Below are 19971 nucleotides of genomic sequence, written 5' to 3' on the forward strand. Positions count from 1 at the left end.
CCTCAGCCCCTGGTCACGTCGCTGACGTCGTGGAGGTACCCAGCCCGTCCGTCTTCGTGACGGATGACGAACATGGAACCGTGGTCCTCGATGACGAGCGCCCACGCGGTGGGTCCGACGCGGAAGAGCGGGACGCCACGGTCGTCGACGACGTCGCGCTCCACCGGGCTGAGAGCCCAGAACGCCTGACGGCTGACGGTCGGCTGCGGGGCGGATGCCGCGGCGTCGTCGGCGTCGCGGCGCTCGGACGACCAATCGCCCGTGTCGTTGGTCGGGGGCGCGTCGTACCCCTCGAGATCCTGGCTGTCGGACGAGAACAGGGCGTGCGCGCCGGTGTCGCCGGAGGTCGCGTACCCGCCCGTCTCCGCCGCGTCGTACCGATTGTCACCGTCGGGCAGGGAGCCGTCCGTCGGCGCCGAATCGCCGTGCCCGTCGTCCTCGACCGATTCGTCGGACGTGGCGGCTCGTCGCTCACGCGGCGCGCGCGGCGGTGCCGCGACGACGGGACGGATCGGTCGGGCATTGCGGTGGGCGGGGATCTCGCGGCGTCCGAGGAAATCTTCGCGGAGCACGGGGGTCAGGGGGGCGAACACCGTGAGCACGACCCCGGCGAGCATGAGGACGAGCTCGAGCCACAGCACCCACGAGTACGCCCAGACACCCCGGCTCGAGGCGATGGCGACGGTCGTCCAGGTGAGCTGCACCCAGATCATCGCCGACACCGAGAACGCCACGGAGGCGAACTGATCGATCCCGAGCGAACCGACGCGACGGATTCCGTCGGGCGAGAGCCTGCGCAGCACGAGGAGGAACACGGCGACCGTGGGCAGCCCGATCGTCAGGATCCAGTCGATCCCGGACGTCCACAGCGACGAGAAGCCCACCACGCTCAAGGAGAAGAACGAGATCACGAACGCGACGAGCCAGACGCCGACGAGTGCGACCTCACGGACCGAGAAGGGTCCCACGCCGTACTGCGGTTGCTCCTCGGTGCGAGCATCCTCCGACGACGCATCGGGGCGGTCCGCGGTGTCGGCCTGCGCCTCATCGTTCTGCGTGTCGTCGATCGCGGGGTTCAGGGCGGGGTCGGTCACAGTCATTCCTCCATCAGCGACGCGTTCGGGGCTGCGCCGCACCCGATACTACCTGCGACGACCATGAACCCCCGGGAATCAGCCCAGGCATTGCGGCCCGAGGAGCCCCTTCAACTCGCCGTACAGATCGGCCGTCACGCGCACCGGCAGCGGCACCTCGAAGACCTTTGCGGCCGAGCCTTTGTGGAGCCGCAGGATCACCTCGGTGTCGCCGCGATGGCGGCGCAGCACCTCGGCCAACTCGCTGATCACCGTCTCGGTGGCCCGCTGCTCGGGCACCACGAGTACGAGCCCGCTGGAGGCGTCCACTGCTCCCAGATCGGGCGAGAAGGCCGACTGGGCGTGCAGGTTGAGTCCATCGTCTCGACGGGACACGCGGCCGCGGACGACCAGTATCGAATCGCCGACCAGCATGCTCGCGAACTCGGTGTAGGTCTTGCCCATGAACATGACGGTGACTTCGCCGTTGAAATCCTCGACAGTGATCATCCCGTACGGATTGCCGCTCTGCTTCGCCACGCGATGCTGAACGCTCGTGACCAGCCCGGCGACCGTCACCTGGTCGCCGTCGTTGACCTCCTCCGAAGACAGCAGGTCGTGGATGCTCGTCGAGGCGTGCTTGGCCAGCGGTGCCTCGAGACCCGCCAGCGGGTGGTCGGAGACGTAGAGGCCGAGCATTTCACGCTCGAATGCGAGCTTGTCCTTCTTGGTCCACTCCGGCCTGTCGGGCACCTTCGCAGGCCTGATCTCCTCGGTCTCGTCGTACAGGCTGTCGAAGTCGAACCCGATCGCCCCGGTCGCGGCCTTGCGCTTGGTCTCCACCGCCGCCTCGGTGGCGTCTTCGTGGATCTCCATCAGGGCGCGGCGCGACGAACCCAGCGAGTCGAATGCGCCCGCCTTGATGAGGGATTCGACGGTGCGCTTGTTCGCGACGTGGAGCGGCACCTTCGTGAGGAAGTCGTGGAAGCTCACGAAGCTGTCGTCGGCGCGGGCGGTGACGATGCCGTCCACCACATTGGCGCCGACGTTTCGCACCGCGCCGAGTCCGAAGCGGATGTCTTCGCCGACGGCGGCGAAGTAGCGGATCGACTGACCGACGTCGGGCGGCAGCACCTTGATGCCCATGCGGCGGCACTCGTTGAGATAGACCGCCATCTTGTCTTTCGAGTCGCCGACGCTGGTGAGGAGCGCCGCCATGTACTCCGCGGGATAGTGGGCTTTCAAGTAGGCCGTCCAATACGAGACCAGACCATAGGCCGCGGAGTGGGCCTTGTTGAATGCGTAGTCCGAGAACGGCAGCAGGATCTCCCACAGCATGTTCACCGCGGCATCCGAATATCCGTTCGCGTGCATCCCCGCTCGGAAGCCCTCGAACTGCTTGTCGAGCTCGGACTTCTTCTTCTTGCCCATGGCTCGACGGAGGATGTCGGCCTGACCGAGGCTGAACCCGGCGACCTTCTGGGCGATCGCCATCACCTGCTCCTGATAGATGATCAGTCCGTAGCTGGTGTCGAGGATCTCGCGCAGGGATTCGGTGAACTCCTCGTGGATCGGGGTGATCTCCTGCTGCCCGTTCTTACGCAGGGCGTAGTTGATGTGCGAGTTGGCGCCCATCGGGCCGGGTCGATACAGCGCGATGACGGCCGAGATGTCTTCGAAGTTGTCGGGCTTCAGGAGTCGCAGCAGTGACCGCATCGGTCCGCCGTCGAGCTGGAACACGCCGAGGGTGTCGCCGCGGGAGAGCAGCTCGTACGCGGCCGCATCGTCGAGCGACAGGTCTTCGAGGACGAGGGGATGGCCGCGGTTGGCCTCGATGTTGTCGAGCGCATCGTTGATGATCGTGAGGTTTCGCAACCCCAGGAAGTCCATCTTGATCAACCCGAGGGACTCGCACGACGGGTAGTCGAACTGCGTGACGATCTGTCCGTCCTGCTCGCGACGCATGATGGGGATGATGTCGATCAGCGGTTCGCTCGACATGATGACGCCCGCCGCGTGCACACCCCACTGCCGCTTCAGGTTTTCGAGACCGACCGCCGTATCGAAGACCGTCTTGGCCTCGGCATCCGTCTCGATCAGGGTGCGGAACTCGGACGCCTCTTTGAACCGGGGGTGGTTCTTGTCGAACATGCCCTCCAGTGGCATGTCCTTGCCCATCACGGCGGGCGGCATCGCCTTCGTGAGCCGCTCCCCCATGCTGAACGGGAAGCCGAGGACACGACCGGCGTCCTTCAGCGCCTGCTTCGCCTTGATGGTGCCGTAGGTGACGATCTGCGCGACGCGCTCGTCGCCGTACTTCTCGGTGACGTACTGGATGACCTCGCCGCGCCGGCGGTCGTCGAAGTCGACGTCGAAGTCGGGCATGGACACGCGGTCGGGGTTGAGGAACCGCTCGAAGATGAGCCCGTGCTGCAGGGGATCGAGATCGGTGATCTTCATCGCGTACGCGGCCATCGAGCCCGCTCCCGACCCGCGCCCCGGCCCGACCCTGATGCCGTTCTCCTTCGCCCAGTTGATGAAGTCGGCGACGACCAGGAAGTAGCCCGGAAACCCCATCTGGACGATGACGGTGGTTTCGTACTCGGCCTGAGCCCGGACGGCATCGGGGATACCCGCCGGATAGCGCGACTGCAGACCCGCCTCGACCTCCTTGACGAACCAGGATTCCTCGGTCTCGCCGGCGGGCACCGGGAATCGCGGCATGTAGTTCGCGCTCGTGTTGAACTCGACGTCGCACCGCTCGGCGATCAGCAGCGTGTTGTCGCAGGCATCGGGGTGGTCGCGGAAGATCTGCCGCATCTCGGCCGGCGACTTGACGTAGTAGCCGTCGCCGTCGAATCGGAAGCGCTTCGGGTCGTCGAGCGTCGAACCCGATTGCACGCACAGCAGTGCGGCATGGCTGGTGGCGTCGTGCTGATGCGTGTAGTGGAGGTCGTTCGTGCCGACCAGCGGGATGTCGAGGTCCTTGGCGATCTTGAGCAGGTCCGACATCACCCGGCGCTCGATGCTCAGGCCGTGGTCCATGATCTCGGCGAAGTAGTTCTCTTTGCCGAAGATCTGCTGGAACTCCGCCGCCGCCGCGCGCGCCGCGTCGTACTGGCCGAGGCGCAAGCGTGTCTGCACCTCACCTGACGGGCATCCGGTCGTGGCGATGAGACCCTTCGCGTACGTCTGCAGCAGTTCGCGGTCCATGCGGGGCTTGAAGTAGTAGCCCTCCATGCTCGCGCGGGACGACAACCGGAAGAGGTTGTGCATCCCCTCGGTCGACTCCGACAGCAGCGTCATATGCGTGTAGGCACCCGAGCCCGAGACGTCGTCGCTGTTCTGCTCGGGCGTGCCCCACCGCACTCGAGCCTTGTCGCTGCGATGCGTGCCCGGGGTGACGTACGCCTCGATGCCGATGATCGGCTTGATGCCGGCGTCTTTCGCGGTCTTGTAGAACTCGAACGCCGCGAACGTGTTGCCGTGGTCGGTGACGGCGATCGCCGGCATGCCCTGCTTCACGGCTTCCTGCACCATCGGACCGATGCGCGCGGCCCCGTCGAGCATCGAGTATTCGCTGTGCACGTGCAGATGGACGAAGGAATCGGATGCCACGTCTCGAGTCTACGGTCGGGGTCGGACAGCGCGACCGACCGACGGCTACCGTGAGGGCATGCCCACCCCCGACTTCGTTCTCGACCTGCGTCGCCACATCGGCCACGCCCCGCTGGCTCTCGTCGGTGTGACGGCGGTGGTCATCCGCGACGGCCGGGCGCTGCTCGGTCGACGCAGCGACAACGGCCTGCTCACTCCGATCACGGGCATCGTCGACCCCGGCGAGGAACCTGCGGACGCCGCAGCCCGCGAGGCCCTCGAGGAGGCTGATGTGGTGATCCGCGTCGACAGGCTCGCGTGGGTGCATCAGATTCCGCGCATCACCTACGACAACGGCGACCAGAGCGATTATCTCGACCTGACCTTCCGGTGCTCATGGGTCTCGGGCGAGCCCTTCCCCGCCGACGGCGAGATGACCGAGGTGGGATGGTACGACCTCGACGCGCTGCCCGAGATCGATGCCGACATGCGGGCACGCATCGCGTCTGCGCTCCAGCACGGCGACACGCTCTTCGAAGGCGGGCGCTGACCGGATTTCAGCGCAGATCGAGACGCATCAGCACCCGGGGGAAGCCGTTCAGAACCGAATCGGTGTCTGCCGCCTTCCGGAAACCGGCCTTCTCGAAGAGCGCGCGCGTCCCCACGTACGCCATCGTGAGATCCACCTTCGCGCCTTCGTTGTCGACCGGATACCCTTCGATCGCCGGCGCGGCGTGTTCGTCGGCGAATCGCACCGCACCATCGAGGAGAGCGTGCGAGATGCCCTTGCCGCGATGCCCCGGCCTGACACGGATGCACCACACCGACCAGACGTCGAGGTCGTCGACGTGCGGGATCCTGCGTGAGCGGTCGAACGTCGTGTCTGCGCGGGGGTGCACACCGGCCCAGCCGACGACCTCGTCGCCGTCGTACGCGAGCACCCCGGGGGGCGGCTCCTCCCGCACGAGCTTCCGCACGAATTCCCCTCGAGCCGGGCCGGTCAGTTCACCGTTGAGGGCGGACGGGATGCGGTAGCTCAGACACCAGCAGACGTTCGACGTCGGCTTCTTCGGTCCGACCATCGTGCGGACGTCGGTGAATTTGGTCGCGGGTCGCACGTCGATCGCCATGACCCGACGTTGGCACGGGCATCCGACACGGGCAAGACCCGGACGCCGTCAGTCCGCACGCAGGACGTCCAGGGCGTGCGCGAGATCCGCCGGATAGTCCGATTGGAAGGTCACCCGTTCGCCGGTCGTCGGGTGGAGGAAGGAAAGTTGCCTCGCATGCAGCCACTGGCGCGTGAGGCCGAGACGCGCCGACAGCGTCGGGTCGGCTCCGTACAGCGGGTCCCCCACGCACGGATGGCGGTGGGCCGCCATGTGCACGCGGATCTGGTGCGTCCGGCCCGTCTCGAGATGCACTTCCAGGAGCGACGCACCGGGGAAGGCCTCGATGGTCTCGTAGTGCGTGACGGAGTCCTTGCCGGAGGACGTGACCGCGAACTTCCACGAGTGGGTCGGATGCCGCCCGATCGGCGCGTCGATGGTGCCGGACAGCGGGTCGGGATGTCCCTGCACGACGGCGTGGTAGATCTTCTCGACGGTGCGCTCCTTGAACGCGCGCTTGAGCACGGTGTAGGCGTGCTCGGACTTCGCCACGACCATGAGTCCGCTGGTTCCGACATCGAGGCGGTGCACCACGCCCTGGCGTTCGGCGGCGCCCGTCGTGGCGACCCGGACTCCCGCCGCCGCCAGCGCGCCCAGCACCGTGGGTCCTTCCCAACCGAGCGAGGGATGAGCCGCGACGCCGACCGGCTTGCTCACGACGACGATGTCGTCGTCCTGGTAGACGATGTCGAGGTCGGGGACCAGCTGAGGAACGATCTCGGGGTCGCGCTTGGGCTGCCATTCCACGTCGAGCCACGACCCCGCGCGTACGCGGTCGGACTTGCCCGCTCCGCGCCCGTCCAACGACACGCCGCCGCCGTCGGCCACCTCCGCGGCGAAGGTGCGCGAGAAGCCGAGCATCTTCGCCAGAGCGGCGTCGACCCTCGAACCGTCGAGACCGTCCGGCACCATCAACGTGCGGCGGTCCACGTCAGCGACCGTCTCGGGGTTCGCCGTCGGGTCGCGCCTCGACCGCTCCGTCGGACGGCGACTCCTCGCCGCCGTCGCCGCCGCCGTCGCGGGGTGTCGTGTCGTCCGCTGCGTGCCCGCGGTTCTCACGGGTGCCGTCGAGATGCAGCCCGCTGACGACGAGGACGGCCACTCCGATCATCATCGTCACGATGAAGATGTCGGCGACGTTGTAGATCGCCGGCATCATCCAGGGGGTGTTGATGAAATCCACCACGTGGCCGACGGCGAAGCCCGGCGCACGGAACAGACGGTCGGTCAGGTTGCCGAGCACACCTCCCAGCAGCAGTCCGAGGACGATGGCCCACGCGCGGGATCCCACGCGCGTGATCATCAGCCAGAGGATGACGACCGCGACGGCCGCCAGCGCCAGCGTGAAGATCCAGGTGACACCCTCGCCGAGCGAGAATGCGGCTCCGGGATTGCGGATCAGGTACAAGATCAGGAAGTCGCCCAGGACGGGAACGGGCCGCTCGGACGGCAGGTTCTGGATCGCGAGGTGCTTGGTGAACTGGTCAGCGGCCAGTACCGCCACCGCGAGGATCGCGATGAGGGTACTGGCCGCTGCCGTACGGAGGGGGGCTCGGCCTGACAAGACCGGCCTAGAGACCGATGGCTGAGACCGGGGTCGCTCCGGATGCCGTGGTGGTCGTCTCGAGGTCGCGGAGCTTTCCCTCCATCCAGCTGCGCAGCTGGGTGCGGTAGTCGCGCTCGAAGTTGCGGAGCTCGGTGATACGGCCCTCGAGCGTCGCGCGCTCGCGGTCGAGGCGCTCCATCTCCATGCGCCCCTTCTCCTCGGCCTCGGACACGATAGCCGCAGCCTGCGTCTGCGCGTCGGAGATGAGCTGGTCGCGCTGCGCCTTGCCTTCGGCGACGTGCTCGTCGTGGAGGCGCTGGGCGAGTTCGATGATGCCGGCGCTCGCGGCGGCGGGAGCGACGTCGGCGGACACCTGCGAGTCGGTCGACGAGGCCTCGGCGGCGGGCGCCTCAGCTGCGGGGCTCTCGGCGGGCGTCTCTTCGGCGGGCGCTTCTTCATGAGCAGCTTCGCTCGGGGCGTCGCCTGACTCGAGGGCCGCGAGCTTGGCCTTCAGCTCGTCGTTCTCGGCGATCGTCTTGCGCCACTCGACGACGATCTCGTCGAGGAAGTCGTCGACCTCATCGGGGTCGAAGCCCTCCTTGAAGCGAACGTGCTGGAACTGCTTGGTGACGACGTCATCGGGGGTCAATGCCATGATGTTTCCTTTTCCGAGGGTTCAGGTCGCGGGCAGATGTCTCTGGCTGAGCCGCGGGAGCCGACCGTACCCCACCCAGCATAGCCACCGCCTACGGGAGTGTCGAAGGTGGGAGGGGGCGCTGCGGGGCCGCGTCAGGCCGCCAGCGAGCCGGTGATCCCCAGCAGGACGAAGCACAGGAGCATCGTGGCGGTGTAGGCGAAATCGATGGCGATCGCGCCCACCCGCAACGGGGGGATGAACCGGCGGAAGAGCTTGATCGGCGGATCCGTGATCGTATACACGATCTCGGCCGCCACCAGTCCGAAGCCCTTCGGTCGCCACTCCCGGTTCAACATCGGCATCCAGTCGAGGATGAGACGTATCAGCAGGAAGAGGACGAAGACGAGCAGGAGGGCGTTCAGTACGGACGCGAGGATCCCGACGATGTTCACTACTCGAGACTACGGCTGTGAGAAGGGCGCAGACTCCGGATCGGCCTGCGCCACAGCACCGTCACCGGAAACTGCCACGTTCTCGGGAGAAAGCAGGAAGACCTTGCTGGTGACGCGCTCGATGCGGCCGTACAGGCCCAAGGAGAGACCGCTCGCGAAATCGATCAGACGACGGGCGTCCGCATCGCTCATCTGCGACAGGTTGATGATGACCGGGATGCCGTCGCGGAAGTTCTCCGCGATGATCTGCGCGTCGCGGTATTGCTTGGGGTGCACCGTGAGGATCTCGCTGATCGCCGACGGCGCCGGCTGACGCACGACGGTCGGGCGGTGGATCGGCGTCACCGGGGCAGTCTTCTCGACGGCCTGCACTTTGTTGCGGCTCGTCGGCTGCGGAGTCGGCTCATCGTAGGCTTCCTCTTCGTCGGCAAGGCCCAGGTACACCATGGTCTTCTTGAGCGGGTTTGACATCGCATCCTCCGTTGTCGCTGTCTGTTTTCGAGGTTAGCCGCGCGGGGGGCGCGGACCGGTGATTGCGGAGCCGATCCGCAGGTGTGTCGCGCCCGCGTCGATCGCCTCCACGAAATCGTTCGTCATCCCCGCGGAGATCCAGGTGGCGTCGGGCACGATGGCCCGTGTGCGCAGGGAGTACGCGTGCAGGCGGGCGAACGCTGCCGCAGGGCTTTCATCGAGCGGAGCGACGGCCATGACGCCGCGAAGGCGCAGGGTGCGGCATCCGGCGATGTGCCCGGCAAGCTGCTCGAGGCCGTCCGGCGCGACGCCACCGCGTGCCGGGTCCTCGGTGAGGTTGATCTGTATCAGAACGTCGAGCGGCGGGTCAGACTCGGTGCCGGCTGCTTCGAGAGCATCGACGATGCGCGCTCGGTCGAGGGAGTGCACGATGGATGCCGCGGCCCGCACGGCACGCGCTTTGTTGGCCTGTGCCTGCCCGATGAAGTGCCACCGCAGTCCGTCCTTCGGTCCCACTTCTGCGAGCTTGGCGCTGAGCTCCTGCTGCCTGTTCTCGCCGACATCGCGCACGCCGAGCTCGTACAGCTCGTCGACGATGGCCGCGGGGTGGAACTTCGTCACGACGATGCGCGTGAGCTCCGCCGGCGCGCGTCCCGCGGAGCGCATCGCCTCGACGATGCGCTGGTCGACGACGGCGAGCCTGTCGGCGAGATCGGAAGTCACGGCGATCCTTTTCACGCTTCGACGCGACGGCCGTACCCGTGGGCAGGCCGCCGCGTCGAGGGCGTCGATGAGGTGGTGGTCCTACTTGAGGAAGTCCGGGATGTCGAGATCGTCGTCACCGAACGCCGAGTCGTAGCTCGTGTCGGGGACGGATGCCGCCACCGAGACCGATTCCTTCTTCACTTCGGGTTCGCGCACGACCTCGGCAGCGGGCGTGGCCGGGAGTGCCGGGGCTGTGGCGGGACGCGCGGCCGTGACCGGGTCCAGGCGGAGAGAGGGCTCTCCGCCGTCGAACCCGGCGGCGATGACGGTCACGCGCACCTCGTCGCCGAGCGTGTCGTCGATGACGGTACCGAAGATGATGTTGGCCTCGGGGTGAGCCGCCTCCTTCACCAGCTGGGCGGCGTCGTTGATCTCGAAGATTCCGAGGTTCGACCCGCCCTGGATCGACAGCAGCACACCGTGCGCGCCCTCGATGCTCGCCTCCAGCAGGGGGGACTCGACGGCCAGCTCGGCAGCCTTGATCGCGCGGTCGGCACCACGGGCGGAGCCGATGCCCATGAGCGCCGAGCCCGCGCCCTGCATCACCGATTTGACGTCGGCGAAGTCGAGGTTGATGAGCCCGGGAGTGGTGATGAGGTCGGTGATGCCCTGCACACCGGCGAGCAGCACCTGATCGGCGGTCGCGAACGCCTCGATCATCGAGATGCCGCGGTCGCTGATCTCGAGCAGTCGGTCGTTCGGCACGACGATGAGCGTGTCGACTTCTTCCTTCAGCTTGGCGACACCGGTCTCCGCCTGGCTTTGACGACGACGACCCTCGAACGAGAACGGCTTCGTGACGACACCGATCGTCAGCGCGCCGATCGACTTGGCGATCTTCGCGACCACGGGCGCTCCACCGGTTCCGGTGCCACCGCCCTCGCCGGCCGTGACGAAGACCATGTCCGCCCCGCGCAGGGCCTCTTCGATCTCTTCCGCGTGGTCTTCGGCGGCGCGTCGTCCCACTTCAGGGTCAGCGCCTGCTCCGAGTCCGCGGGTGAGCTCGCGGCCCACGTCGAGTTTGACGTCGGCATCGCTCATCAGGAGCGCTTGCGCGTCCGTGTTGATCGCGATGAACTCGACGCCTCGCAGCCCGAGGTCGATCATGCGGTTGACGGCGTTCACGCCGCCGCCGCCGACCCCGACGACCTTGATCACCGCGAGGTAGTTCTGGTTCTGGCTCATGCCGGCCTCCGTGCCCCTGACAAGTCAACATTCAACCTCTAGTAGAGGTATAAAGAATTGCTCGGTATGCAATTCCTGATCTGAAGGTATGCGGCTGCAGGCGCCCCATCCGGATCACCGTGGGCGTGTCGTGAGACTCGCAGGAAAACGCGTGGATCGGAGGGTCGTCAGCCGACGACGACCGCCTCCGGGGAAGACACGTCGTACGAGCTCACCGTCGACGGCGGTCGGGCCTTCATCGTCGCCGCCAGGGCCACAGCCTTCATCGCGGACTCGTCCGCACTCCCCCACATGATCTGCGTGTTCGTGCCCCCGAGCGTGATCGTCACGTCGTCGGCGGTGGAGGCCGTGACAGCCGTCACCTGGGCGCGGATGTCGTCGGGGAGCGAGCGCATGACGGTTCCCGCGGCACGGAAGGCCGCCGACTTCGCACCGCCCGTGATGTCGAGCACCGGTTGGCCGGCGGGCGCGGTCGGGGTCGTGGACAGCGCCACACCGGCGGCGTCCACGACGGTGTAACCGGCCCGGGTCTCCATCACGCCGATCGGGGTCCTCTCGACGATCCGCACCACCAGCTCGTGCGGGGGGCGCGCCTCGAGGGAGTACGTCTCCACCAACGGGAATCCGATGAGCGCCGCCTTGACGTCGCTCTCGCTCACGAGCGGCAGCGGAGTCCCGATCTGCGTGGCCAGAGCGGACTCCACGGAGGCCGCATCGAGCTGCGATGTCCCCACCACGCTGATCTTCTCCACCGCGAACAGCGGACTGTACGCGGCTCCCAGCGTGACGAGCACGAGCAGGACGAGGGACGCTGCCGCGCCGATCCACACCAGCCGTCGCCGTCGCTGCCGGACGGTGAAGCGGCGCACCTCCGCCCGCAGCGCCCGTCGCCGTGCGCGAGCAGCGCGCCACACGTCGCGGACCCGGATCGGCGCGGCCGGCCCATCCGGCGAGGAGGACGGAGGATCGACGACATCCGCGTCCGGCGGAGCGACCGGACGACGCGTCCGTGCGATCCGCTCGTCGTCGGTGTGCGCCCCGGGCACCCGTGGCGGCTCATCGCGGTCCGGACGGACCACGGGGGGCGCCACCGGCGGTGGGGGCAGGGGCGAGGGGCGACGCATCCGGCGCTACTTCGCCGCGACGACGTCGGGCTGCGCGGGTAGGGAGGGGGAAGTCTCCAGGGCGTCGATGACCTGGGGGATGATGAGGTTCACGTTCCCGCATCCCAGAGTGATGATGAAATCCCCGTCGCGCGCGACGGACGCGGTGTAGTCGGCAGCACGCTGCCAGTCCGCGACGTAGGCCACGTGCGATGCATCCGCGAACGCCGCGCTGACCAGCTCGCCGGTGACGCCCGGGATCGGATCCTCGCGCGCACCGTAGACATCGAGCACCACCGTGTGGTCGGCGTACTGCTCGAGCACATCGGCGAACTCCCGCGCCATGAGCTGTGTGCGGGAGTACGTGTGCGGCTGGTGCAGCGCGATGATCCGTCCGCCGCCGATCACGGTGCGGGCGGCCGACAGGGCGGCGGCGACCTCGGTGGGGTGGTGGGCGTAGTCGTCGTAGACGCGCACGCCGCGGACGGTCTCGTGCAGTTCGAAGCGGCGTGCCGTGCCCGCGAACCCCTCGACGGCGGCGGCGGCCGACCGCAGGTCGTGCCCGAGTGCGAGCAGGACGCCGACGGCGCCCGCCGCGTTGATCGCGTTGTGCGCGCCCGGGACGCCCAGCCGGACGTCGGCGGACGCGCCGTCGTACGACAGTGTGAACGACACCGGTCCGTCCGTCACGATCCCGGTCACGTGCAGGTCCGCGGCATCCGATCGACCGAACGTCAGCACCCGGGGATGCGTGAGGCGTGCACGCACGTCCTGGGCGCCGGCGTCGTCGGACGAGATGACGACGGCGTCGCGGGCGTCGTTCGCGAATCGTGCGAACGCGTCGACGAACGCGTCTTCGCTGCCGTAGTGGTCGAGGTGGTCGGGGTCCACGTTGGTGATGAGGGCGATCGACGTGTCGTAGAGCAGGAACGTTCCGTCGGACTCATCGGCCTCGATCACGAAGAGGTCGTCCGCGCCGGTGCCGCTCGACACTCCGAGCTGGGTCACCACTCCCCCGTTGACGAAGCTCGGGTCGGCACCCAGCGACTGCAGGGCCGTCACGATCATGCCCGTCGACGTCGTCTTGCCGTGCGCACCTGCCACCGAGACCAGGGGGCGTCCGCCGATCAGCCAGTGCAGCGCCTGGGAGCGGTGGATGAGGGGCATCCCGCTTTGCCTGGCACGCACGAACTCGGGATTCTCCGGCCAGATCGCGCCGGTGTGGATGACCGTGTCGGCATCACCGAGGTGGGCCGCGTCATGCCCGACGTGCACTCGCGCGCCCAGGGCTCGCAGCTGCTGCAGAGCCGGGCTGTCGGCGCGATCGGATCCCGATACCCGGATCCCCCGCGCGAGGAACATGCGAGCCAGGCCCGACATGCCGGAACCGCCGATGCCGATGAAGTGCGCGGCCTCGATGCGGGCGGGCAGGGGAAGGCTCAAATCGGGTCTGATCATGACGCCACAATCCTAAGTTGGCGAGCCCGGCAACACCTCCCGGCACGCTGTGAGGTGCGCGCACGGGCGCTCAGCGGCGTCGGCTCGCGGCTGCGCGATCGATCAGGGTGAGGACGTTCTCGGTGCCCGTGCGGCTGCCGACGGATGTCGCGGCCGCACGCATCCCGTCGAGCGCCGCGCGATCGCCCAGCAGCGGAACGATTTCGCTGCGCACCCGCTCGGCCGTGAAGTCGGCGTCGGAGATGAGGCGCGCCGCTCCGCCGCGTACCGCAGACGACGCGTTGAGCGCCTGCTCACCGTTACCCACCGCGTACGGCACGTAGACGGCGGGGATGCCCAGCGCGCTGATCTCGCTCACGGTCGCGGCCCCCGAGCGCGAGACGATCAGGTCGGCGAGCGCGAACGCCAAGTCCATCCGGTCGACGTAACGGCGCAGTGCGTATCCGGCCACCCCCGGGTCGGCCGTCTCGGACCTCTGGCCGGTCACGTGCAGGAGCTGCCAACCGGCGTCGAGCACGTCCTGCCAGGAGTCGGCGAGTGCGTCGTTGAGTCGCTGGGCGCCGAGCGACCCCCCGAAGACGAGCAGCGTGGACCGGGCCGCGTCCAACCCGAAATACCGCGCGGCCTCCGACCGCAGCGCGGTCGCGTCGAGGTCGACGATCTCGCGCCGCAGCGGCATGCCCACGACTTCCCCTCGACGCAGGGGGGTGCCGGCGAACGCGACGCCGACGGCTGCCGCCCGCCGTGCTCCGAGCACATTGGCGAGGCCGGGGCGGGCGTTCGCCTCGTGCACCACGAACGGCACACCCTCTCGAGCGGCGGCCACATACGCGGGGGCGGATGCGTAGCCGCCGAAGCCCACGACCACATCCACGTCGTGCGTGCGGATGTGCGCCCTCACCTGTGCGACGGCACGACGGAAACGAGTCGGGAACGCGGCCGCGGCCCGATCGGGGCGCCGAGGGAACGGCACTTTGTCCACGAACAGCAGCTCATAGCCGCGCAGCGGGACGAGCCGCGCCTCGAGCCCCTCCCGTGTGCCCAGAACCAGCACGGATGCCGCGGCATCCCGTGCCCGCAACCCGTCGGCGACCGCCAGCAGCGGGTTGACGTGCCCGGCGGTGCCGCCGCCGGCGAGGAGATAGGTACGGGGGCTCACCCGGAGATTCTTCCACGCTCGCCTGCGCGAGCCCGACGACGTCGCGATGCGCCGCGTCGCGGTCAGCGGACGCCCGCCGGAATGCGCACGGGACGGACGGGCGCGGCGGGCTGGCGCTTCGCCGGCAGGGCGCGCGCGAACGACAGCAGGACCCCGGAGGCGATCAGTACCGACAGGAGCGACGTGCCTCCCTGTGACATGAACGGCAGAGGCACGCCCAGCACCGGGAACACCCGGAGCACGACGCCGATGTTGATGAGCGCCTGACCCACGATCCAGATGGTGATGCCGCCCGAAACGATGCGCACGAACGGGTCGTGGGTCTTGCGGATGACATGGAAGGCGCCGATCGCGAAGAGGGCGAACAGCCCGAGGACGACACCGCAGCCGATGAGTCCGAGTTCTTCCCCGACGATGGCGAAGATGTAGTCGTTCGCGGCGGCAGGAAGCCAGTCGTACTTCTCCTTCGAGTTGCCGAGTCCGAGCCCGAACACGCCGCCGCCGGCGAGTCCCCAGATGCCGTGCAGCGGCTGGTAGCAGTCGGTGTAGTAATCGGCGAGGCAGTCCGCGTTCAGAAAGCTCATGATGCGGCGCATGCGGTCGGGGCTGGTGACCGCGAAGAAGATGACTCCGCCGGCCGCTGCGATGAGCGGGAGGAGGAAGATGCGCAACTTGACACCGGAGAAGAAGAGCGCGCCCAGGGCGATGAGCGCGAGGATCATCGCCGTGCCGAGGTCGTGCCCTGCCATCACTGTGGCGATCACGAGCAGGGTGACCGGCACGAGCGGGATGAACACATGCCGCCAGAGACCGAGGAGTGTCTGCTTGCGGTACAGGACGTACCCGATCCACAGCGCCAGCGTCAGTTTGAGGAACTCGGCGGGCTGCGCCTGCACACCCGCGATCTGGATCCAGTTCCTGTTGCCGTTCGCCTCGACGCCGATGCCGGGCACGAACACGAGCAGCTGGAACATGATCGCCGCGATCAGCGCCGGCCAGGCGATCTTCTTCCAGAACGCGATCGGCAACCGGCTCGCGATGAACATGAGCGGGATGCCGATCACCGCGAACACGGCCTGCTTGATGACCGCCTCGTAGGGCTGCTGGCCCGCTGCAGTCGCCGTCGCCGATGTCGCGGAGAGCACCATCACGAGGCCGAACCCCGTGAGCAGCAGAGCGGTGGAGGCGATGAGCAGGAATTCGCTCGGCACCGGTGCGAACACGCGACCGAGCGACACGCGGGCGGCGAGCCCACGGCCGTCCGTGCGGTCGCCGTCAGAACCGGTCGGAAGGGTCCGTGTCGGTGGTCTCCCCGCCATCGTGTCCCCGTTCGATCCAGTCCTGCACGGCCGCCGCGAAGCGTCGGCCGCGGTCCGCGTACGAAGCGAACTGGTCGAAGGATGCCGCGGCGGGGGCGAGAAGAACGACGTCCCCGTCACGAGCGATACCGGCGGCCAGTTCGACGACCCGCGCCATGACGTCTTCAGTCTCATCGTGCGGCACCTCGATCACGGGCACCTCGGGCGCGTGTCGCGCGAACGCCGACATGATCTGCTCGCGGTCGACCCCGATCACGATCGCGGCTTTCGCCCTGCTGCCGCGCCCGGCGACGAGGTCGCCGATGTCGACGCCCTTCAGCTGGCCGCCGACGACCCAGACCGCGCCGGGGAACGCCGCCAGCGATGAGTTCGCGGCGTGCGGGTTCGTCGCCTTCGAGTCGTCCACCCAGGTGACGCCGGACGCGACGGCCACGACGTCGATGCGGTGCGGGTCGAGCCGGAAGTCCGCGAGCGCGTCGCGCACGGCGGCCGGCGGGACGCCGAGCGCCCGCGCGAGGGCGCTCGCCGCCAGGATGTTGGCGACCATATGCGGGGCGGCCAGGCCGCGTGCGGCGAGATCGTCCACGGTCGTGAGTTCGAGGGCGCTCGTGGCGCGCTCCTCCAGGAAGGCGCGATCCACGAGGATCCCGTCGACCAGGCCGAGATCGCTCGGCCCCGGGATGCCGAGGTCGAAGCCGATCGCCCGCGCGCCGTCGATGACCTCGGCCTCTTCGACCATGGTGCGGGTCGCGGCATCCGCTTTGTTGTAGACGCAGGCGATCCGGGTGTGCGCGTAGACGACGGCCTTGGCGTCGCGGTACGCCTCGAAGGTGCCGTGCCATTCGAGGTGGTCCTCGGCCAGGTTCAGGCATACGCTCGCGTGGGGCGAGACCGGGCGGGGTGTCCGCTGCTGCCCGAGATACCAGAGCTGGTGGCTCGAGAGCTCGACGACGAGCGCGTCGAAGCCCGCGGGATCGCGGACGGCGTCGAGGACCGGCACACCGATGTTGCCCACCGGGGCGGCGCGCAGGCCGCCTGCCACCAGCATCGACGCGGCGAGCCGCGTCGTCGTGGTCTTGCCGTTCGTGCCGGTCACGAGTACCCAGGCGGCAGGTGTCCCATCCGGCCGCACGACCTTGTCGCGCAGCCGCCATGCCAGCTCGACGTCGCCCCAGAGAGCGATGCCCTGCACTCCGGCCCACTCCACGATCGGATGCCGCGGCGAGAAGCCCGGTGAGGCGACGATGACCTCGGGCGCGAAGTCGGCGAGGTCTCCCGGCACGTTCTGCAGCGGACCGGTCCACAGCTTCACGCCGATGACGGGCAGGAGCCGGGCGTACTCCTCGTCGGCGGCTTCGGTGACGACGAGGACGTCGGCTCCGAGTTCAGCGAGGGTGTCGGCCACGGAGAACCCCGTCACCGAGAGCCCGAGCACGGCGACGCGCAGGCCGCGCCAATCGGCGTGCCAACTGGTCAATGCATCCAGGCGCGGAGCGCTCACGTGCGTGCCAGCCACTCGACGTAGAAGAGACCCACGCCGAGGACGGCGAGGATGCCGGCGATGATCCACATGCGGACGACGATCGTGATCTCCGCCCACCCGCGCATCTCGAGGTGGTGGTGGAGCGGGCTCATCAGGAACAGGCGTTTGCCGCGGGTCAGTTTGAAGTAGAGGCGCTGGAGGATCACCGAGCCGGATGCGATCACGTACACGCCCGCGACGAGCACGAGGAGCAGCTCGGTGCGGGTCAGGATGGCCATCGCCGCGATGACACCGCCGATCGCCATCGATCCGACATCGCCCATGAACACCTGCGCCTTCGGTGCGTTCCACCAGAGGAAGCCGACGAGGGCCCCCACGAAGGCGGCGGAGATGATGGCGAGGTCGAACGGGTCGCGCGTGGAATAGCAGGCGGCGGACGGAGCCGTCTGACACATCTGGTTGAACTGCCAGAACGCGATCAGGCTGTAGGCCCCGGTGACGAAGATGCCCGCCCCCGCGGCCAGTCCGTCGAGGCCGTCGCTCACGTTCACCGAGTTCGACGTGGCGACCCCCACCAGGGAGATCCACCCCAGATACAGGAGCCAGCCGATGATCGGACCGAGGGCCATGAACGACAGCATCGGCACATCACGCACGACCGAGATGAAGGGCGACGCGGGCGTCTGGTCCCACGCATTGGGGAAGTTCAGTGCCACGACGGCGAAGGGGACGGCGACCAGGATCTGACCGACGATCTTGCGCCAGCCGCTGAGGCCGAGGCTGCGCTGTCGGCGAAGTTTCATGTAGTCGTCGATGAAGCCGACCGCCCCGAAGCCGACCATCATCCAGATCACGAGCCACCCCGAGATCGTGGGCGGGTTGTTCCCGGTGAAACTGCCGACGAGGTAGCCGATGATGGTGCCCGCGATGAAGATCGTGCCGCCCATCGTGGGCGTACCACGCTTGGCGCCGTGGGAGGGGTTGTTGATGTTCTCGGGCGTACGGATCACCTGGCCCCAGCCCCACGCGCGGAAGAGACGCAGGAACAGAGGAGTCAGGAACAGCGTGAAGGCCATCGAGATCGCAGCCGCCGTCAGGAGTGATCTCACGAGAACGATTCTCCCAGACGATCGCCGAGGAACCGGAGACCGGCGGCGTTGGAGGACTTCACGAGGACGCGGTCGCCGTCGCGCAGCTCGCCCATCAGATAGTCGTAGGCGGCGTCGGCGTCGGGGAAGAAGACGGCTTCGCCGTCCCACGATCCCTGGCTGATGGCTTCGAGGAACATCCGCCGGGCGTCCGCGCCGACGATCACGATGCGCTGGATGCGCAGGCGGACGGCGAGGAGCCCGACGCGATCGTGCTCTTCCTCGGAGTATTCGCCGAGCTCGCTCATCGCGCCGAGCACGGCGACCGTCCGCTCCCCCGGGCCGGTCAGCTGCGCCAGGGTGCGCAGCGCCGCCGCCATCGAGTCGGGGCTGGCGTTGTAGGCGTCGTTGATGATGCGGACGCGCTCCGAGCCGAGAGGCTCCATACGCCACCGCTCCGCGATCTCGAGGGTCTCGACGCGGGCGACGCTGTCGGAGAAGGACACTCCCAGCGCGGTCGCCGCCGCGATTGCGGCGAGGGCGTTCATGACGTGGTGCTCACCGAGAACCTGCAGGCGCAGCGGAAGGCTCCGGCCGTCGATCGTGACGACGCAGCGCGTACCCGATGCGCTCACCTCGACGTCGTCGGCGCGGACGTCGGCGGTTCCGCTGCGACCGAAGGAGCGCACCGAGATGTCCCGCGCCGTCGCGATCGTCGCCATCGAGGCGACGCGCCCGTCGTCGATGTTGAGGACCGCCACGCCTCCGGGGCGGGTGGCGTGGACGAGTTCCGACTTGGCCGCGAACGTGGCCTCGATTCCACCGAAGCCGCCGGCGTGGGCCATGCCGACCATGAGCACGACCGAGACGTCGGGTTCGACGAGACCCGCCAACCGAGCGATCTCCCCCGGCCCGCTCGCACCGAACTCGCTCACCAGAAACGCCGTGTCGTCGGTCACCCGCAGCATGGTCAGCGGCGCACCCACCTCGTTGTTGAGGGAGGCTCGCGGCGCCACGGTCTCACCTTCGGCCTCGAGGATGCGCGCGAGCATATTCTTCGTCGTGGTCTTGCCGTTCGAGCCCGTGATGCCGATGACGCGCAGACGGCCGAGGCTGCGCACCTGCGAGACGACGAAGCGCGCCAGCGTCGCGAGGGCGTCCACGACGTCGGGGACGACGATCTGCGAGACGGGCGCGTCGACGGGACGCTCCACGATCGCGAGGGCTGCCCCCGCCTGTGCGGCGACGGCGACGAACAGATGGCCGTCGGTGACCTCGCCGGGCTTCGCGACGAAGATGTCCCCCGCGCCGATCACCCTCGAGTCGGTGTCGACGGTCCCCGAGACCGTCGTCTCGGCGGTGTCCGCTCCGGTGAGCCGAAGCTCCCCGCCGATCGCGTCGGCGAACTGGGTGAGGGTGAGGGCGATCATGATTTCTCCGAGCGGACCGGGGTGGGTCGGTCTGCG

Annotated in this window: 18 protein-coding genes; 1 reads left to right on the plus strand and 17 read right to left on the minus strand. The window is 68.3% G+C overall.

All coding sequences use genetic code 11. The annotated features are described in order from the left end of the window. Positions 1-2 precede the first annotated feature (2 nt). Both ACFXOO_RS14705 and dnaE read right to left on the minus strand, forming a co-directional pair. The gene (locus tag ACFXOO_RS14705) at positions 3-1094 is read right to left on the minus strand and encodes a hypothetical protein (RefSeq protein WP_394563964.1); all 1092 of its coding nucleotides are present in this window, start codon (positions 1092-1094) and stop codon (positions 3-5) included. A gap of 78 nt (positions 1095-1172) precedes the next feature. Continuing rightward, the gene (dnaE, locus tag ACFXOO_RS14710; RefSeq protein ID WP_378840679.1) at positions 1173-4643 is read right to left on the minus strand and encodes a DNA polymerase III subunit alpha; all 3471 of its coding nucleotides are present in this window, start codon (positions 4641-4643) and stop codon (positions 1173-1175) included. A 106-nt stretch (positions 4644-4749) separates the two neighbouring features. Between dnaE and ACFXOO_RS14715 the strand changes: the two genes are divergently transcribed. After that, positions 4750-5220, plus strand: a complete 471-nt coding sequence (locus ACFXOO_RS14715; RefSeq protein ID WP_394563965.1) for an NUDIX domain-containing protein — start codon at positions 4750-4752, stop codon at positions 5218-5220. A gap of 7 nt (positions 5221-5227) precedes the next feature. Here ACFXOO_RS14715 and ACFXOO_RS14720 read toward each other — a convergent pair whose 3' ends face one another. The 15 genes from ACFXOO_RS14720 to murF all read right to left on the minus strand — a co-directional run bounded on the left by ACFXOO_RS14720 (position 5228) and on the right by murF (position 19935). Continuing rightward, positions 5228-5800, minus strand: a complete 573-nt coding sequence (locus ACFXOO_RS14720) for a GNAT family N-acetyltransferase (protein WP_378840196.1) — start codon at positions 5798-5800, stop codon at positions 5228-5230. Positions 5801-5848: 48 nt separating this feature from the next. Beyond that, on the minus strand, positions 5849-6751 hold the full coding sequence (locus tag ACFXOO_RS14725) for an RluA family pseudouridine synthase (RefSeq protein WP_378840682.1): 903 nt from the start codon (positions 6749-6751) through the stop codon (positions 5849-5851). 19 nt (positions 6752-6770) lie between these two features. After that, the gene (gene lspA / locus ACFXOO_RS14730) at positions 6771-7403 is read right to left on the minus strand and encodes a signal peptidase II (RefSeq protein WP_394563966.1); all 633 of its coding nucleotides are present in this window, start codon (positions 7401-7403) and stop codon (positions 6771-6773) included. 7 nt (positions 7404-7410) lie between these two features. Further along, on the minus strand, positions 7411-8040 hold the full coding sequence (locus tag ACFXOO_RS14735; protein WP_394563967.1) for a DivIVA domain-containing protein: 630 nt from the start codon (positions 8038-8040) through the stop codon (positions 7411-7413). A 134-nt stretch (positions 8041-8174) separates the two neighbouring features. Continuing rightward, positions 8175-8474 carry a YggT family protein gene (locus tag ACFXOO_RS14740; protein WP_378840204.1) on the minus strand — a complete coding sequence of 100 codons (300 nt, stop codon included), beginning with the start codon at positions 8472-8474 and terminating at the stop codon, positions 8175-8177. 9 nt (positions 8475-8483) lie between these two features. Then, a complete protein-coding gene (locus tag ACFXOO_RS14745; protein ID WP_378840207.1) occupies positions 8484-8945 on the minus strand; it encodes a cell division protein SepF in 462 nt (153 codons plus the stop codon). 33 nt (positions 8946-8978) lie between these two features. Beyond that, entirely contained in the window at positions 8979-9668 is a 690-nt protein-coding gene (locus ACFXOO_RS14750; RefSeq protein ID WP_394563968.1) for a YggS family pyridoxal phosphate-dependent enzyme, read from the minus strand. 81 nt (positions 9669-9749) lie between these two features. Continuing rightward, positions 9750-10895, minus strand: a complete 1146-nt coding sequence (ftsZ, locus tag ACFXOO_RS14755) for a cell division protein FtsZ (RefSeq protein WP_378840212.1) — start codon at positions 10893-10895, stop codon at positions 9750-9752. 167 nt (positions 10896-11062) lie between these two features. After that, on the minus strand, positions 11063-12019 hold the full coding sequence (locus ACFXOO_RS14760; protein WP_378854318.1) for an FtsQ-type POTRA domain-containing protein: 957 nt from the start codon (positions 12017-12019) through the stop codon (positions 11063-11065). 6 nt (positions 12020-12025) lie between these two features. Continuing rightward, positions 12026-13456, minus strand: a complete 1431-nt coding sequence (gene murC / locus ACFXOO_RS14765; RefSeq protein ID WP_378854320.1) for a UDP-N-acetylmuramate--L-alanine ligase — start codon at positions 13454-13456, stop codon at positions 12026-12028. 70 nt (positions 13457-13526) lie between these two features. Continuing rightward, entirely contained in the window at positions 13527-14615 is a 1089-nt protein-coding gene (locus tag ACFXOO_RS14770; protein ID WP_394563969.1) for a UDP-N-acetylglucosamine--N-acetylmuramyl-(pentapeptide) pyrophosphoryl-undecaprenol N-acetylglucosamine transferase, read from the minus strand. A gap of 62 nt (positions 14616-14677) precedes the next feature. Continuing rightward, positions 14678-15934 carry a putative lipid II flippase FtsW gene (gene ftsW / locus ACFXOO_RS14775; protein WP_378840221.1) on the minus strand — a complete coding sequence of 419 codons (1257 nt, stop codon included), beginning with the start codon at positions 15932-15934 and terminating at the stop codon, positions 14678-14680. Continuing rightward, entirely contained in the window at positions 15891-17435 is a 1545-nt protein-coding gene (murD, locus tag ACFXOO_RS14780) for a UDP-N-acetylmuramoyl-L-alanine--D-glutamate ligase (RefSeq protein ID WP_378840224.1), read from the minus strand. The genes ftsW and murD overlap by 44 nt, the downstream gene beginning before the upstream one ends. Next, complete coding sequence (gene mraY / locus ACFXOO_RS14785; protein ID WP_378840228.1) at positions 17432-18526, minus strand: phospho-N-acetylmuramoyl-pentapeptide-transferase; 1095 nt, start codon at positions 18524-18526, stop codon at positions 17432-17434. The genes murD and mraY overlap by 4 nt, the downstream gene beginning before the upstream one ends. Continuing rightward, positions 18523-19935 carry a UDP-N-acetylmuramoyl-tripeptide--D-alanyl-D-alanine ligase gene (murF, locus tag ACFXOO_RS14790; RefSeq protein ID WP_394563970.1) on the minus strand — a complete coding sequence of 471 codons (1413 nt, stop codon included), beginning with the start codon at positions 19933-19935 and terminating at the stop codon, positions 18523-18525. The genes mraY and murF overlap by 4 nt, the downstream gene beginning before the upstream one ends. Positions 19936-19971 lie beyond the last annotated feature (36 nt).

This window comes from Microbacterium sp. P03 (assembly GCF_043556235.1).
Classification (GTDB): domain Bacteria; phylum Actinomycetota; class Actinomycetes; order Actinomycetales; family Microbacteriaceae; genus Microbacterium.